Annotated in this window: 14 protein-coding genes and 1 pseudogene; 7 read left to right on the forward strand and 8 right to left on the reverse strand. The window is 60.1% G+C overall.

Features of this window, described 5'->3' with window-relative positions:
* The coding region (locus E3N85_RS09345) for a DUF2945 domain-containing protein (protein WP_134462708.1) at window positions 1-164 on the reverse strand (164 nt) is incomplete at its 3' end.
* A gap of 631 nt (window positions 165-795) precedes the next feature.
* On the opposite strand from E3N85_RS09345, the gene E3N85_RS09350 reads away from it, so the two are divergent.
* Complete coding sequence (locus E3N85_RS09350) at window positions 796-1,038, forward strand: hypothetical protein (RefSeq protein ID WP_134462564.1); 243 nt, start codon at window positions 796-798, stop codon at window positions 1,036-1,038.
* Between the two features lie 421 nt (window positions 1,039-1,459).
* Here E3N85_RS09350 and E3N85_RS09355 read toward each other — a convergent pair whose 3' ends face one another.
* The 4 genes from E3N85_RS09355 to E3N85_RS09370 all read right to left on the reverse strand — a co-directional run bounded on the left by E3N85_RS09355 (window position 1,460) and on the right by E3N85_RS09370 (window position 5,136).
* Window positions 1,460-1,915: an SRPBCC family protein gene (locus E3N85_RS09355; protein ID WP_134462566.1), complete on the reverse strand. Its 456-nt coding sequence runs from the start codon at window positions 1,913-1,915 to the stop codon at window positions 1,460-1,462.
* Between the two features lie 161 nt (window positions 1,916-2,076).
* Complete coding sequence (locus tag E3N85_RS09360; RefSeq protein WP_370289204.1) at window positions 2,077-3,183, reverse strand: aromatic acid exporter family protein; 1,107 nt, start codon at window positions 3,181-3,183, stop codon at window positions 2,077-2,079.
* 229 nt (window positions 3,184-3,412) lie between these two features.
* Window positions 3,413-3,778: a hypothetical protein gene (locus tag E3N85_RS09365; protein ID WP_134462570.1), complete on the reverse strand. Its 366-nt coding sequence runs from the start codon at window positions 3,776-3,778 to the stop codon at window positions 3,413-3,415.
* A gap of 38 nt (window positions 3,779-3,816) precedes the next feature.
* Complete coding sequence (locus E3N85_RS09370; RefSeq protein ID WP_134462572.1) at window positions 3,817-5,136, reverse strand: MFS transporter; 1,320 nt, start codon at window positions 5,134-5,136, stop codon at window positions 3,817-3,819.
* Between the two features lie 62 nt (window positions 5,137-5,198).
* Here E3N85_RS09370 and E3N85_RS09375 point away from each other — a divergent pair, with 62 nt between their 5' ends.
* The gene (locus E3N85_RS09375) at window positions 5,199-6,227 is read left to right on the forward strand and encodes a GlxA family transcriptional regulator (protein WP_134462574.1); all 1,029 of its coding nucleotides are present in this window, start codon (window positions 5,199-5,201) and stop codon (window positions 6,225-6,227) included.
* A gap of 507 nt (window positions 6,228-6,734) precedes the next feature.
* A complete protein-coding gene (locus E3N85_RS09380) occupies window positions 6,735-7,460 on the forward strand; it encodes a DUF981 family protein (RefSeq protein ID WP_134462710.1) in 726 nt (241 codons plus the stop codon).
* A gap of 175 nt (window positions 7,461-7,635) precedes the next feature.
* Here E3N85_RS09380 and E3N85_RS09385 read toward each other — a convergent pair whose 3' ends face one another.
* From E3N85_RS09385 to E3N85_RS09400, 3 genes and pseudogenes are all read right to left on the reverse strand, one after another.
* Entirely contained in the window at window positions 7,636-8,172 is a 537-nt protein-coding gene (locus tag E3N85_RS09385; protein ID WP_134462576.1) for a hypothetical protein, read from the reverse strand.
* 1,769 nt (window positions 8,173-9,941) lie between these two features.
* Window positions 9,942-10,160 (reverse strand): annotated as a pseudogene (locus E3N85_RS16765) (glutaredoxin domain-containing protein).
* A gap of 288 nt (window positions 10,161-10,448) precedes the next feature.
* Complete coding sequence (locus tag E3N85_RS09400) at window positions 10,449-11,243, reverse strand: GMC oxidoreductase (protein WP_134462712.1); 795 nt, start codon at window positions 11,241-11,243, stop codon at window positions 10,449-10,451.
* A 277-nt stretch (window positions 11,244-11,520) separates the two neighbouring features.
* Between E3N85_RS09400 and E3N85_RS09405 the strand changes: the two genes are divergently transcribed.
* From E3N85_RS09405 to E3N85_RS09420, 4 genes are read left to right on the forward strand one after another with little or no spacing between them, the layout of a single operon-like run.
* Window positions 11,521-12,162 carry an ABC transporter permease gene (locus E3N85_RS09405; RefSeq protein ID WP_134462580.1) on the forward strand — a complete coding sequence of 214 codons (642 nt, stop codon included), beginning with the start codon at window positions 11,521-11,523 and terminating at the stop codon, window positions 12,160-12,162.
* On the forward strand, window positions 12,155-13,471 hold the full coding sequence (locus E3N85_RS09410; protein ID WP_370289195.1) for an ATP-binding cassette domain-containing protein: 1,317 nt from the start codon (window positions 12,155-12,157) through the stop codon (window positions 13,469-13,471). The genes E3N85_RS09405 and E3N85_RS09410 overlap by 8 nt, the downstream gene beginning before the upstream one ends.
* The gene (locus E3N85_RS09415) at window positions 13,468-14,295 is read left to right on the forward strand and encodes an ABC transporter permease (RefSeq protein WP_134462582.1); all 828 of its coding nucleotides are present in this window, start codon (window positions 13,468-13,470) and stop codon (window positions 14,293-14,295) included. Before E3N85_RS09410 ends, E3N85_RS09415 begins: the two co-directional genes overlap by 4 nt.
* A complete protein-coding gene (locus E3N85_RS09420) occupies window positions 14,296-15,321 on the forward strand; it encodes a glycine betaine ABC transporter substrate-binding protein (protein WP_134462584.1) in 1,026 nt (341 codons plus the stop codon).
* Window positions 15,322-15,469 lie beyond the last annotated feature (148 nt).

Below are 15,469 nucleotides of genomic sequence, written 5' to 3' on the forward strand. Positions count from 1 at the left end.
TGGCCTTTGTATTCCACGTCTTTCGTATGGACCTTTGCGATGGTGCCGTGCACATGGCCGGCCTCGGAGTTCCAGCGCACGTGATCGCCGACTGAAAATCTTTTTGTCCTGCGTAGTACGAAGCGCCAGAAATGCGTTCTCCCGAGACGGACAATCCTCGGCATCAAGGACCACCGCACCCGCGCCGACATTCTGACGAACATGCCCGATCGACGAAGCCGTGTGGTTCGCTTGCACAGAACAGGTGCTCGCGATGACCGGCGCTGGCGCCCTCCACGACGGGGACCACTACGAGCGGCAAAGCACGGCAGGCACCCTACTATTGCGAAATGAATCGCTCGGGCCGAGCGTGTCCCTCAATACGCTGTTATGGGCAAATCCGTGCGGCGGCAGTCTCCGGCGTGCCATCGGGCCGCCACCGCCCGTCTCTTCGGCAAGTCGCCGCTCAATCCGGATACGCGCAGCTGGTATCAGGGTGTCCGGTGAGAGGTGCGCAGCAAATCCGGTCTGCTCTAGGACGGCTGGACGGTGCTTCACGCCAGGCCGCGAGCTACACAGTGACATTTTTCCACACACCAAATCAACGAATTCACTCCAATTACCAGCACAAAACAAATTGACTATGAAACACTCCACTCATCGAAGCGTTGCTACGAAAACATCACTTCGCCGACCCTCCCGAGATTTGCTGTGACAGATGCGCGGACCAGGGTGAGTTTTATCATGGTGGGAACGAACCCACCGAGCCGGAAACCCGCCGGGGCACGTCCAATCACCCCGCGGTGAAGGAGATGAATGTCGAATAATCAACATGAACCATGCGCGGCAGCAGACCTCGAATTGTGTATTCTTTCAGACCATGAATGGCGGGTAGCTGACCGGCGACAAGATGAGCAATCACCCGAAAAAGTCCTCGGCTACATCAACCAGAGCGGATCGCTATTCGAAGTCCTCAATATAGAAGCGCCCCGCCGACACCTGACCTTCAATCAGTTTCACAGCGCCGTCGAATCGTTCACTGCAACGTCCAACCGCTGAGAATTACGTGGAAGAGATAGCCGGCAGCTCAGAACAAACCTCTCCTGTTGCGCAGGACCAATACAGAATCCGCAGGCACTGCGCCGAATCAAACGAACTGAAGCACCCGACGTACGCTGAGAACCATTCCCCCTCACATAAACACATTGCTATGCAACTGCGCGGATCGAAGAATGACGATGACTTCGGAGTGTGCGAGCAAAGGCATAGCGATGAAGCGTCCAAAGTTGTGCAGAACCCGTCCGCTGAGCCGCGTGGCCCATTAGGCGGTGAGATTGTAAAGCAATCCCCGCTTGTTCCATGCTGTCGCATGTATCTGACATCTTGCCAAGCGCTTCGAGCGTACCGTCACCCCCAGTGGCCGGACTCCGGTGTGCGGTGTCTGGACCATCACGATCCGTAAGTTGGTCTTCCAGCAGCGTCAGGCCTGCACGTCTCCGCGCCATCCGACATCGTCGGTTCCCTTCGCCTCGATGAACTCCTTAAAGTTCGTGAGGTCTTTCTTGATGGCGTGGTCGTCGATACCGAGAGCGGCCCCAGCCTTCTCAAGCAGCCCTGTTGCCTCCCAATCAAGCTGAACCGTCACACGCGTCTCGTTCGCGGCCAACTTATGGAACGTGACAACTCCCGCGTGGTCGACCTGGCCACCGGTGCTGTTCCAGGCAACACGCTCGTCGGGGTGCTGCTCAGTTATCCGAGCCTCAAACGTGCGCTCCACGCCGCCGATTTTAACCGTCCACTCGGTGAGAGTGTCGGTTACTTGCGTGATGGATTCAACAAAACTTAGAAACTTCGGAAACTCCTCGAATTTTGTCCACTGGTTGTAAGCGACGGTGACGGGAACGTTGACGTCGACAGTCTCGATGGCGTTGGGCATGATGACCTCCTAATACGAATTCAACGGATGAAATAGTTTCTGCAACCCCATTCACCGTACCGAAGGCTGATCCAAGGTCAACCCGGGTAAAGAAAAACTCGTAGGAACGTGAAGGTACCTGCGCGCGGAACCTCAGCAGCGTGAACAAGCGATGAGACGGGCTAAACGACGGGCGAGGGAGACCCTTCAGAATCTCTCTCCGTCCCAGGGCGAAGCGCAACCAAAATGCGCTTCAGATCGATGACGATCGCGGCCGTGGGGCTGAGCGATGTCGCCCCGGCACCCAACTCTTGCATGCCGTGCAGAATCGCCTCGACTGCCGCTACGGCGGCATCAAAGGGTGCGCTATCACACGGGCCGTCGTCCGTGGCACGCAGGGTTTCAGCGACCGCGTGCAGGGCAGCGCTAAGAACCGGCCGCAGTTCGGGCGGCAGCTCAAGGGGAATCGGTTTACCCCAGATCATGCCCGCAAAAACCTCAGTCAGGTTGCGCACGTGAAAGGTCACGTTCTCCAGAGCCGCGAGGTCCTCATAGTCAACAACAAGATTTCTGCGGTTGAACCGAGCGCGAGGGTTACCCTTACGACTCTCGTCGGCGTATTGCACAGCCGACCTGACGTCTCGGGCCGCGTCGGTGAGTGCGTTGCCCCTGGTGGCCCAGAGTTCACGCTCGGGAGGCCAGCTCTCGACCAGGGCCACGCTAATATCGTTGAGGTGCGTGGCGAGGGTGCCTCGAAAACTGATCAACCGCTCGACAGCCGTGCCGATTGCAAGCGGCGGTAAAATTAGCAAGTTGACCAAGAGTCCCACCACTATTCCCAGACAGACTTGGGCGAGATAACCGACCGAGTAATCATCGGCTTCCGGGCCGCCGATGATAAGAACGAAGAGAGCAGTCAGGGGTACTTGTTCCCCGCCCACACCAAGCCATCGCATTCCTCCGATAAGGGAGCCGAGGCCGATGACCAGGGAGATTGTCCAAACGCTAGGCTCGCTCAGGAGGAGCACGGCCCCGGCGAGGGCGATTCCGACGGCGAGCCCAGCGATGGTTTGTAAAGCGCTGCGGAGCGAACGCATAAGCGTTGGGTGCATGCTCAGAAGTGCGCCCAGCGGCGCGTAATACCGTAATTCCTGAGCGTCTCCAGGGAGGAAAGGGGACAGTGTCCAGGCAATCGCCACAGCAACAGCGATCTTGGTGACCTGGAGGAATCGCGGAGGTTGGAGACGACGACGGACCAGCGCCAGCCGTGATGCGTTCCACGGAAAAATCGTTCTCGGCATCGTCTAAGTCTCTCCTACAGCAACGGAGAGTCGGGATCCGCTCGCCCCGCAGGTTAAGCGCGGAGGCTGGCGAGGCGCTGGGAAACATCCGACAAGAAAACACTCCCGCAGCAGGCCGGCACGGAGCTGTGAGATGTTCGAAGAACATATCCACTTTCGTTCCGCCGATTTGTTCCTGCTCTTTGTTCCATCCGTGGTCTACCAACTCTGTTGGAAGTCATGACAACGTACTGACGCTTTCGATAGGCGGCAAATCGCCGAGCCAACTGTCAGCCCAGTCGTGTGGACGAAGCGCGACCTGCACACATCCCACGCGTTGATCGAACGCAATCTCAAGCGCTTGGAAAACCTCTTCCATTTGGTCCCTAAGCTGACGCAGCAGGTCGAGGAGAATTCTTCGGAAGAGCGGCCCGCGCGAATTGTCGAAATCACGGTTTCGTAGAACGATTGCATGCGTTGCGGCCGAGACGAGGAAAATATTCACTCTGCTATTGATATCCACGGCTCTTGTCCGCTGGGTCGATTCGTCTAGCGGCTCACTCCAGACGTCATCCCCGAGTTGCAGGAGTTCGCTCAGTTCCATTGGTCTTTCAATTAGGTAGGCATTAATAAATGTTGAAATTATTCTCTGAGACTCGGCATCGGAGCGAGTATTGGTTTTTCAGAGGACGTGTGCCGAACGATTGTCTTGGCGATGAGCGCAGCGACAAAACACAGGACCCCTGCCGTGATCCAGACGATGGTGTAGGACCCGGTTGTGTCTCGTGCGACGCCGCCGAGGAATGCCATTAGGCCGGCTCCAATCTGGTGTGAGGCATTGATCCAGCCGAAGACGATGGCGCTGTCGTCGCCGTAAAATTCGCGGCAGAGCGCTATCGTCGGGGGCACGGTGGCGACGTCGAGAATGCCGAAGAAGATGACAAACGCGATCATCTCGGGCTGGACCGTGGACGACATCAACATGGGCACGAGCAGGAGCGATGCCCCACGGACTGCAAAATAGACGCTCAGCAGCCGTCGAGGGTCCATTCGATCGGTAAGCCAGCCTGAGGTAATGGTTCCCACAACGTTAAAGATCCCGATCATCGCCAGCAACGACGCGGCCACAGTCATGGGCATTCCATGGTCGCTAGCGGCAGGGACGAAGTGGCTCCACATGATTCCGTTCGTTGTCGCCCCGCAGATCGCGAAAGTGAAGGCCAGTAGCCAGAACGGCACCGTTCGGGCGGAGGTGCCGAGGACGCGTAAAGTGCGCCGGGCTACCCCGGGTACCGTCCCGGGTTTCGGAGCGAAGTCCCGCGCGCCGAAAGCCTTCATTCCGAGATCGGCAGGATGGTCGCGCATGAGTAGCCACACGAATGGCACGACGATGAGTGCAGTCAGCGCACTAGTCAAGATTGCGGCCCTCCACTGGTGCTGGTCCACGATCGAGGACAGCACAGGAAGAAAGACGAACTGGCCAAAGACACTCGCCGCCGTGAGGAGACCGGTGACGAGCCCCCGTCGCTTAACGAACCACCGATTGGCTACGGTGGCGGCGAACACCATGGTGACGGAACCGCAGCCCAAGCCGACGAGGAAGCCCCAGAAGAGCACAAATTGCCAGGACGCCGTCATGACCGTGGTGAGCGCGGAGCCCGCGGTGATGATGAGCAGGGCGCCGGCTATGACGCGGCGGATACCCACTTTGTCCATCAGCGCGGCGGCGAAGGGGGCCGCGAGCCCATAAAGCACCATGTTGACGGACACCGCTATCCCAATCGTGCCTCGAGACCAATCGAATTGATTGTGCAGAGGGTCCACCAGTAATCCCGACATGGTTGTGAACGTGCCAGCGGCAATGATGGCCACGGAAGAAATGCCCGCGACCACCCAAGCGCGATGCAAGCGCGGTTCCCGGGAGCCGGTTGTAGTCTTCACGTTTTGTGTCACAGATCCCATCTTGGGGACCAGCGGCAATCTCCATGAGTGGCTGGAAAGCCAACATGTGTAAGATTCAGGCCATGAGCACTTTCATGCATCCAAACCGACACCGCGTGGCTGTCTTAGTGCGCGACGGGGTCCTTCCGATCGAATTGGGCATAGCACACCGCCTGTTTGGACAAGCCAAATCCGCCGAGGGGGAATTCCTGTACGAAGTGCGGACATGCACGCTCGTCCCAGGTCAAGTTCGCACCGACACTGACATCACGGTGAATGTCACAAACGGGCCCGCGGGCTTGAGCGAAGCCGATACGGTCATCGTTCCAGCATCTGATGAGGACTACGAACCCCACAACCACGATCGACTCAGCTCGCCGCTCGCCGATGCGCTCGGTCTGATCCGTCCGACGACCAGGATTGCGTCGATATGCACGGGTTCATTTGTGCTGGCGGCAGCGGGCCTCCTCAACGGCTTGCGAGCGACCACACACTGGAGAGTCGCGGACCAATTCCGCATGCTGTATCCCGCCGTGGACCTGGACCCCGACGTCCTTTACACAGACGAAGGTCGAATATTAACGTCGGCGGGCGTAGCGTCGGGCATCGATCTTTGTCTGCACATGATCCGCAGTGACTATGGTTCATCCGTCGCCAACGACGTTGCCCGCGGAACAATCGTCTCCCCTCACCGCGATGGCGGACAAGCCCAATTTATCCGACACCCGGTCCCAGAGACCGAGCTTGGTAATACAGGATCTTCGAGAATGTGGGCTCTCAAGCATCTCGACGAGCCCGTGTCCCTCAACGACCTAGCCGAGCAAGAGTCCGTGAGCGTTCGAACCTATACTCGCCATTTTCGTCAAGAAGTCGGAGTCTCACCACTCCAATGGCTGAATCAGCAGCGGATTGATCTTGCCCGACAATTGCTCGAGGAAACTGATCTGTCCATCGACCAGATAGCTCTCGAAGCAGGATTTGGGACCGCAACGTCCCTGCGTCAACACCTCTACGCGGCCCTTCGAGTATCGCCAAGCACGTATCGCAACACGTTTCGCGTGCCAGCAGCTGACCCAACAAAAGTGATAGCGCCCACGGGTTATGAGACATGAGGGTTATGAGACATTGCGCCTCGGTTCGTAGGGAATGTAAGTCGCTGCGACCGTTCGCTCGGCGCGGAACCTGTCCGCATCCAAAGCGGCAATGCACCGGGCTGCTTCTTTAGCGGTGGCCACGGGTCGCTCTGGGGATCCACGGGAATCGTGATTTGATCAAGAAGGATCCCGTTCGCGAGGTGGTGCAGGAGCAATTTTTCTCCCGCGCGGTCAGTAACTTACCATTTCAATGGGACATGACCGTTGGGAGGAACGAAGGACACGTGGAACGGACACTCACAACCGAAAATCTCTGGTGCGTGGGACCGCAAGGATGTGCAAACACCGTCACGTAGTCACCACGGCAACTTGAATTCTTGACAACAACGTACCGGTACGTTTTTACTTTTCGAGCGGATGCGCTCGCACCCGTACAGAGGAGTGGACAGTTCGGAGCGTAGTCTCTACCGCTATACAGCTGAGAGTACCCGAAAGTCGGGTGGGAAAATCATTGGACAAATGCGAATGTTTGCGCTCGAAACGGGTGGCTTGGTCATCGACTGGACGCAGATGCCCACCTACAACACAATCATGTCGCTTGCCGCGGGGGCCGGCCTGATCCTGCTCGTCTTGCTCGGGCGCGCGCTGACGTCCAGGGAGAAATTCAGCGCGGAGTCATGGTCGCTCGCAGCCGGGGTACTCGGTGTGATATTGACCCTCACCGGCGCCCACATGACGCTTTCCTGGCCGTTCGCAAAATATTTCCCGTTCGACAACATCATCTTCGGAGAGACCAGCCTCGGCCTCGGCGTATTGCTCCTCGCCGCTGCGTTCTATCTGTGGAGGCGCGCCGCGGTGATCGACGTGTCGGACGACGTCGGTGCCCTTCTGGCGCGCACCGCTCAGCCGCTCGGAGTGTTCATCTTCGGACTTGGACTTGCCTTGTTCGCTATTGCGGCGGCCGGCGTGACCTTCCAGCTGTTCGCAGCCCCGCCGGAGGAACCAATCTCGGGTGCCTTCGCCGCGTACCCGTGGATCGAGGCGATCTTCATGTCCGGGCTGTTCGCCCTCGTCGGCGTGGGAGCTGTACTGTTCCCGTTCGCCCTCCGAGGCTTTTCCTCTAAGGCCAGGCCCGGTGCACTCCAGATCATCGTCGGCTTTGTCTGGGGTCTGTCCGGTCTGGCCTTCCTGCTCTTTGGCGCGCTGAACTTCTTCACCCACATCGGCCTGATCGTCAACACGATGGGCTAATTTTCCGCTCGCGCCAATGCGTTCTTCAGGGTCGCAGGGATTGCGACCCTGGAGCTTCATTGCCGTGCATGCACTGCACGGTTCTTGCAGGAGCATGCGGCATGTGCCAGTTGGGGCACACATTAAAACGACACGTCGCGATCTCTGCGCGGGTTACACGTTCTGAAGTCGACGTCTAGGAAACGGTCGTAACAAATTTCTGTTGCGCCGAACCGTCCGCCGGCGTCCAGAGCACCCAGATCGTTCGACTCGTCGGCGAGCTGAGACGTCGAACAAAGGTAAAGAAAATACTTCCACCACGCGGCACGTCGACTACCGCCTTCTCGTCGGGCATTATCCATTGCTCGTTGATGCCGTCCGGAGTGCCAATAGAGACGTGCATAACGTCGTATCCCGTCTTGTTTGTTGCCTTCCATCGCTGATCGATGCTCGCATCTGTGAGAGGTTCAAGTGTCCATTCCTCACGACGCGTAGCCGCCGATTCAAGGAGCGCGATCTGCTTTTCCAAAGTGTCTGCAGTTCGTTCGTGATGCCGCACGGCGACCTCGGCTGCCAATGCTGATCGAGCAGCGGCATCGAGGGCAGTGAGCTCGTGCGCGAAAGCCTCGTCTCTGGACTGACGAGCGTCGTTGACCGAGCGCAAGGCGATAACAGCCGCTATCACCGTTGCAATAAAGATCCCAAGATTTACGATCACTGAAGCAAGTCCCATATTGAGCACTGTATTGGCGCTGGGACCGCACCGCAGAGTGCGCGAACAGGACCTAAACCCGTGACCACAGATTATAAATCCGCTGCTTCACCAGTCCATTTCGAGCAATCAAGACGCGATCTCGAGCAATCAAGACGCGATCAAAACGGCTACATCGGTGTTTCGGCTGTTTTTGATTTCGGCCACGGGTTTTGACCCCTCGACCGATGGACATCGCACCAAGATTCCCGACCTCGCACTCGAGCTTAAAGAGCAGCTCAGAAACCATCGTTTACGGCCGTTCTCCTCGGCGACCATCCATGGGATCAGACCTGGTCGGTTGGCAATCTCCTCGAATTGTTCGACGGTCGGGGGCCAACTGAGGCTTGGTCCAGCGATTAGGTGGAGTGCGTCGGCATCGGGAAGCCATCGGAGAAGGCGGGAGTAATCGTCAGCGATGGGCGCACGAGTCTTGGCCATGCCTTGACCGTAGTGGTGGCCCTAGCGGGCAGTATCCGAAAACGGTGTCAAAATCCTTGTTCATTTTAAAACTCTTTTCCAGATCTTGATTCCGAGCAGGTTCGCGAACATTAGTTCTGACACCATTGCGAGCTTCCCTCGAGCGGTGAGGGTGCTGATGGACTCCCCTGTTTTGCCATTCAACGTAAACAGCTCGGCGCGTCCATGCGAGAGCATGCCCGTCGACGCGGGTGCTGATTTTCGGATATCTGACCCAGACGAGCACGGAAATCGGCTCGGTCGCCAACGGGATGGGTCTCCGGCGCCGCCGCGTTCTTCCCATGTCAGGCTGATCGGCGTGGGTGAAGTCGAATTGAGATGCTCGGGCTCGACGGGCCGATATTTGTCCGTTGCAATCTGGGCGAGCTGCTGCGGGAGGCCAGAGTCTTGTTTGTGTGCGCGCATGATCAAATTAGAACATAAGTTCTAACAAAATGAAAGACCGACCAACTCTGCTCCTACGCGGCACCGTCGGAGCTCACGAAGACTGCGGCATCGTCACCGTGCCGGACTCGGCAATGCGCAGATTCGGCGTCCACCCGCCGCCTCTTGCTCGTGCAGAGGAGTAGGAACACAAGCACTATTGGTGCGAAAGAGTACGAAAAGCCAGTGTTCATCCGCGCGTGCACAACCCCAAAACCACGGGGGTCATTGCGCAGACGACTTCAGAAAATAGCAATACGACTGGGCAGGGCGGATCGTGAGTGATGCGGCGCGGCACCAGCTTGTTGCCGCGGTTTTACGTTGTGAACAGGTCTGGAAGCAAAGACACGAAATCACACTGGGGGCAACGCTCACAACCTCTGAGACCATTCTCAGTACTTATGACCTCGACGTTCATCTCGGTGCCGCAAGAGGGGCACGCCGACCCGCTCACAGGACCCCGACATCAATCGTTTGGTCGGGCGGAGCAAAGACGAAGTGGGCTACTTTGACCGCGTCAACGTGAGCGTCCGAGCCAGGCACTGAATTCGCCGCGTCTCCAAGCGCAACGGCGCGGAGAACGGCTCCGGCAGTGGTGACGAGCTGTCCTGCAACGACACGGGACAGAACATCCTTGACTGTGCTTTGACTCATCACTCCCCCGCTGTCAAGATCCATTTCCCTCAGTCTGGCCCGGCACCAACGTTTCCGCATAGCAAATTTCTCGTGCTGGAATACAGAAGCGCCCCGCCGGAAGAGAAAACAGCCAGACGCCTTGATGGTAAAGCTCAAGAGCCTTCCTACGCGGGACTCGTGACGGGTCTACCCGTCGAGGGCTCTGCCCTGTGCTAAGTAATACTGCAGTCGGGGCGGAAGCCGGCCCAATGGTTATGGTCGTCGACGACCACGATGGGTGCTGCGCTGTAGCCGAGGTCTTCAGCGACATACTCGAGAGCCGCTGCGTTCTCGGTAACATCGACAACTGTCTAGGTCACGCCTGCTTTGTCGAGTGCTCGGTAGGTCATCGTGCATTGGATACACGCTGGCTTGCTGTACACCGTCACCATCTCACTCATGATCGTGCTTCCCCTCCACCAACAATTTTTTTGCCTGGCTGGCAAGAGAAATCGATAGCGACCGTCAGTGCCGGAGTACCGGGTCGTGGAATACCGGAACACCGCGAGGATATGCCGCGAAAGCCCGGACCGCCGGCACGCAAGGAAGCTACGATGATCAGACAGACAAGCTAAACGAGGGACCCTGACAGCGCCGCACAGCGGCTCAATCAGGATCCGGCCTCCGCGAAGGCTTCTGTAGTGGCGTGTGGTGCACGGTGGCGCCTCTCCAGCTTTGCGTTAGCTCCCGAGGGGTCTTCCTTGCCGGAATCCACCGACATTTCGGGGGAAGGGTTCACCGTTGTTGAATTCAACTGCGGGCCGTGCAAGTTCTCGTTCCAGCGCCCCGTCAACGAGGGCAGCCATTGCTGAGTAGCCGCCCTCGTAGCCGGCAGTTCGATGTACTGCCGTTTCGGCGCACTTCTTGAGGGAAGTGCCGCCTCGAATTCGGTTCGGCTCATCGTTCCCCCGTCGTTTAGGTTCAGGACGCTCATTCGGGTCTAACGCCGACGCGTCAGCACAAGCCCTGCTGATACCGAGATGCAGAAACGCTCCCGGCCGGGAGAGAGGTCGGCCAGGGGCGTTGATTGTGGGCGCGGTCCTGCGCAGGGCTCGTGACGGGTCCACCGTTCTCCGTGGCGGAGTCGTTTTCCGAGCGATAATCATTTGGGTAAACGCAGTAGGAGACACGCCCCCGAACCCACGATGGATGAAGTCGGCGACGATTTCCCCGGTGAGAACGGCGGTCACGATCGGTCCGCGCACGAGCGTGGTTGGCAGGATTGAGGTGTCGGGGACGCGCAACCCATCGATACCGTGCACGTGCCCGTATTGGTTGATGACGGCGCCCGGATCGTCCGCCGGCCCGAACCGCGCGTTGTCGCACAGATGAATCGCGGTGCTGCGGGAGTTCAGGAGTGCGGTTTTCTTTCTGCCAGGCCAGCCTGTCCCGGCAGGTGTCGGGATTAGCGGGGTGATGGAGTCTGCGTGTCCTTTTCCGTGGCAGACCGCGCGGGCTGGCCGCGACAGCTGCAGGTCGGCTCAGGTCAAGGCCGTGGCTTCGGAGACGCGCAGCCCGGTGCTGATCAGCGTCATGCAAGTGTCCTCGTCCTCATTCGCGGGGGCGCAGGCGCACGTGATTAGACCGTAGCGTCTCGCTGCGTCCACAAGGAAGTAGCCGTGCAAGACTGGGGAATCATCTCTGCCTACGGCTCTCAGCCTGCGTCCCCATCCAGTTCCGCATCGGCGCATCTAGTTGCCCCCGTGCCGGTGGCGGTGAATCCATGTGTGATCGAAGCGAAGGGGTTTTGATGTGTGGGAATTTGTAGGGAATCAGTATGAGCAGATACTGTTCAGCAGTTGGCAGCACTTTAGCCTCGTCGTGCAATGCCTGGTCCTGGCGACTGTCATCGCCGTCGTGCTGGCCGCCGTCGTCTACCGCAGTTCCGCGCTCACCGGGATCGCCAACTCCGTGTCGGCCATAGGCCTGACCATCCCATCGTTTGCGCTCATCGGGCTGCTCATCGCGCCACTCGGCTTCGGCGTCGTTCCTGCCGTCATCGTCGTGGCGTTCTTCGCTACCCTCCCCATTCTGCGCAACGCGGTCGTGGGCCTATCGGGTATCGCACCGTCGATCGTGGAATCCGCCCGCGGCATTGGTATGAGCCGGTTCCGCACGCTCCTGCAGGTGGAACTGCCGATGGCGTGGCCAATCATCCTCACAGGCATTCGGGTATCCGCTCAGATGGTCATGGGAATCGCAGCGATCGCCGCATATGCCCTCGGCCCAGGCCTGGGCGGATTCATCTTCTCCGGCCTGTCCCGCCTCGGCGGCGCCAACTCCCTCGAGTCGGTGATGACGGGCGTCATCGGCGTTGTCGCGCTCGCCCTTATTCTTGATCTCCTTCTCGTCGGCCTCGGCCGCCTGACCACACCCCGAGGTATCCGTGTCTGAACTCATTGCAGCCAACAGCGCTGAATCCACCAGCACCGAAGGTTCCACCACCCCGACCGGCATCACCGGCACGAACATCCTGCTGGACCACGTCACCAAGCGTTTCCCCGGCCAGGCGCGCCCCGCCGTCGACGGTCTTACCATGGAGATCCCGGCCGGCAAGATCGTCATGCTCGTCGGCCCCTCGGGCTGCGGCAAGACCACCACCCTCAAGATGATCAACCGACTCATCGAACCCTCCGAAGGCCGCATCGTTGTCGACGGTGACGATGTCACCAATATGAATGGCGATACCCTGCGCCGTGGCATCGGCTATGTCATTCAGGCTGGAGGACTCTTCCCTCACATGACGGTGGCCACCAACATCGGCCTCGTTCCGAAAATGCTCGGCTGGGACAAGGCCCGCATCGCAGCCCGCGTCGACGAACTCCTCGAGCTCGTCTCCCTCGACCCGGCGCTCTACCGAAACCGATACCCCACGGAACTTTCCGGCGGTCAGCAGCAACGCGTCGGCGTGGCCCGCGCCCTCGCGGCCGACCCGCCCGTGCTGCTCATGGACGAGCCCTTCGGCGCCGTCGACCCGATCACCCGCCTACGCCTGCAGGACGAACTGCTCAACATCCAGGAAGAACTGCAGAAGACCATCGTCTGCGTTACCCACGACTTCGACGAAGCCGTCAAGCTCGGCGACTGGATCGCCATCTTCAACGAGGGCGCCCAGCTCGAACAGTACGACACCCCGGAACGCATCCTCGGCGACCCGGCCAACGAGTTCGTCGAAAACTTCATCGGGTCCGGCGCTGGCCTCAAACAGCTCACCCTCACCCGGGTAGCAGAGGTCGGGTTCGGCGACGCCGTCGTGGGAAGCCCCGGCGAACGGGCAGCGGATGTCCTGGCCCGCCTCATCGACGCCGGCCACGGCCACGCGGTCATCGTCGATGAGCGTCACCGTCCCATCCAGTGGCTCTCCCGGCGCAAGCTCGGCCGTCTCGAGGTCATCAGCAACGTTCCCGACCCGAAACTTCCGGTCGTCGGCTACCGTGCCACGCTCAATGACGCACTCGACACAATGCTCGTCTCCAGCGCCGGGGCCGCGCTCGTCACCGGCCGCCGCGACATGTTCAAGGGCGTCATCGACGTACAGACCGTCATGGACGCCATTACCCGGTCACAGACCGCTGCCGTGCTCGAGTCGGACCAAGCGCCCGTCGGACTGAACACCGGCGTGTTCCAAGCGCAGGCGCCTGCCGCCGACGCCGACCTGAATGAGACCGATAGCAACGGCGCCGACGCGCGGGCCAGTCAATGAGCACCCGCGCCCTGGCGACAGAAGCCGGCATTGCCGGCGGCGACTCCGCCGTCGGAACACCCGGCGACCTGGCCGCACCGGTCAGTCACGCCCGCGCGGTATGGCAATCCTGGCGAGGACTGGTCTACCAGCTGGCCAGCATCCTGCTCGCGTTCCTCGCGCTCGTCATCTGGCTACTGACAGCCAACCTCTCGCCGATCGAACTCACCACCCTCGCCCCGGACGCGCTCTGGGTCTACACCGTGGAGCACATCCAACTCACCCTCCTCGCCGCGGTGATCGTATTGGTCATCGCAATTCCGTTGGGAATCGCCCTGACCCGGCGGCCCCTGCGGTTTCTGACCGCTCCGGTGATCGCAATCGCCAACGTCGGGCAAGCCGCCCCCGCAATCGGCGTCGTAGTCCTCCTCGCATTCTGGGTTGGCTTCGGCTTCTGGGCGGCGACGCTGAGCCTCGTGCTCTACGCGGTGCTCCCGGTGCTGCGCAACACCATGGTGGGCCTGCAGCAGGTCGACGCCCGCCTCATCGAAGCTGGACGCGGTATGGGCATGAGCTCCACGGCCGTGCTCTTTCGCGTGGAACTACCTCTCGCCGTGCCAGTCATGCTGTCGGGCGTGCGTACCGCCCTCGTTCTACTAGTCGGCACCGCAGCCCTCGCCACGTTCGTCAACGGCGGCGGACTCGGCATCCTCATCACCACCGGCGTCAATCTCAGCCTCACCCCCGTGCTCGTCACCGGAGCCCTACTCGTGGCCCTGCTCGCCCTCCTCATCGATTGGGTCGGCCGCGTAGCAGAACACGTCGCCCGCCCGAAGGGACCCTAGATGCACTCCCCCTCCTCTCACACCCGTCGCAGGCACCACGGCCGCTGGGCTCTAGCAACGGTTGTCCTTGCTCTGTCCGCTGTCGCCCTGACCGGCTGCGGACTGCAGCCAGCGACCTCATACGTCCCCGCGGTTGGACCCGGGTCGATCACCCCGCTCGACGGTGCCGAGGGCGTCGACCTCACGGTCACGTCCAAAAACTATACCGAGCAGCTCCTGCTCGGCAAGATCGCCGTGCTCGCCGGGACCGCCGCAGGATTCGACGTCACTGACCTCAGCAATGTGCCCGGAAGCCAGCCCGCCCGCGAACTCATTCTCTCGGGCCAGGCCGACGTGCTCTGGGAATATACCGGCACCGCGTGGCTGACCTACCTCGGTCAGACTGAGGTGATCACCGACCAGAAAGAAATGTGGCAAGCCGTGCACGACATCGACCTCACCAACGGTGTCACCTGGGGCGCACCGGCACCAATGAACAACACCTACGCCCTAGCTGTACGCAGTGAGGCAGTCGCCGAACTCGGCGGCATCACAGCCATGTCCGAACTCGCAGCGCTGCCCGTCGAGGACCGCACCTTCTGCGTCGAGGCCGAATTCAACTCCCGGCCAGACGGGATGAACCCCATGCTCGCCCACTACGGACTGGAACGTGGCGCCGCCGACGGCGTGCCCGACAGCAACATTGGCATCTACGACACCGGTGCGATCTACAGCGCGACCGACGCCGGGGCCTGCAACTTCGGTGAAGTCTTCACGACTGACGGTCGCCTCGACGCGCTCGACCTGACCGTCTTGACCGACGACCTTGCATTTTTCCCCGCATACAACGTGGCACCGATCTTCTTCACCGAAACAATCAAGGCGCACCCCAGCCTGGAAAAGATCTTCGCCGAGATATCGTCCAAACTCACCGACGAAGTTCTGCGCGGCATGAACCGTCAAGTTGACGTCGACGGTGACGAACCCGCAAATGTGGCCTATGCCTGGATGATCGACGAAGGTTTCATCACCAACCCGGCCGCCTAGCCAGACACGGGCGGTGAATACCCCTAGCGCTCCTCGGTGCGGCCTCACTCACTGCGGCCGCAGTGCGAGAACGCCACCGGCGACGCATCAACATCGTCACCGCGTAGCTAGCCAATGCGCACATGGATGAACGACAGGGAGGGACTGC

Source organism: Cryobacterium sp. Hz9, assembly GCF_004402825.1.
GTDB lineage: Bacteria > Actinomycetota > Actinomycetes > Actinomycetales > Microbacteriaceae > Cryobacterium > Cryobacterium gelidum.

Bases quoted from the DNA above. Each gene is read 5' to 3' on its own strand.
- E3N85_RS09350 (WP_134462564.1), top strand. From the start codon at position 796: ATGTCGAATAATCAACATGAACCATGCGCGGCAGCAGACCTCGAATTG.
- E3N85_RS09355 (WP_134462566.1), bottom strand. From the start codon at position 1,915: ATGCCCAACGCCATCGAGACTGTCGACGTCAACGTTCCCGTCACCGTC.
- E3N85_RS09365 (WP_134462570.1), bottom strand. From the start codon at position 3,778: ATGGAACTGAGCGAACTCCTGCAACTCGGGGATGACGTCTGGAGTGAG.
- E3N85_RS09370 (WP_134462572.1), bottom strand. From the start codon at position 5,136: ATGGGATCTGTGACACAAAACGTGAAGACTACAACCGGCTCCCGGGAA.
- E3N85_RS09375 (WP_134462574.1), top strand. From the start codon at position 5,199: ATGAGCACTTTCATGCATCCAAACCGACACCGCGTGGCTGTCTTAGTG.
- E3N85_RS09380 (WP_134462710.1), top strand. From the start codon at position 6,735: ATGTTTGCGCTCGAAACGGGTGGCTTGGTCATCGACTGGACGCAGATG.
- E3N85_RS09385 (WP_134462576.1), bottom strand. From the start codon at position 8,172: ATGGGACTTGCTTCAGTGATCGTAAATCTTGGGATCTTTATTGCAACG.
- E3N85_RS09415 (WP_134462582.1), top strand. From the start codon at position 13,468: ATGAGCACCCGCGCCCTGGCGACAGAAGCCGGCATTGCCGGCGGCGAC.
- E3N85_RS09420 (WP_134462584.1), top strand. From the start codon at position 14,296: ATGCACTCCCCCTCCTCTCACACCCGTCGCAGGCACCACGGCCGCTGG.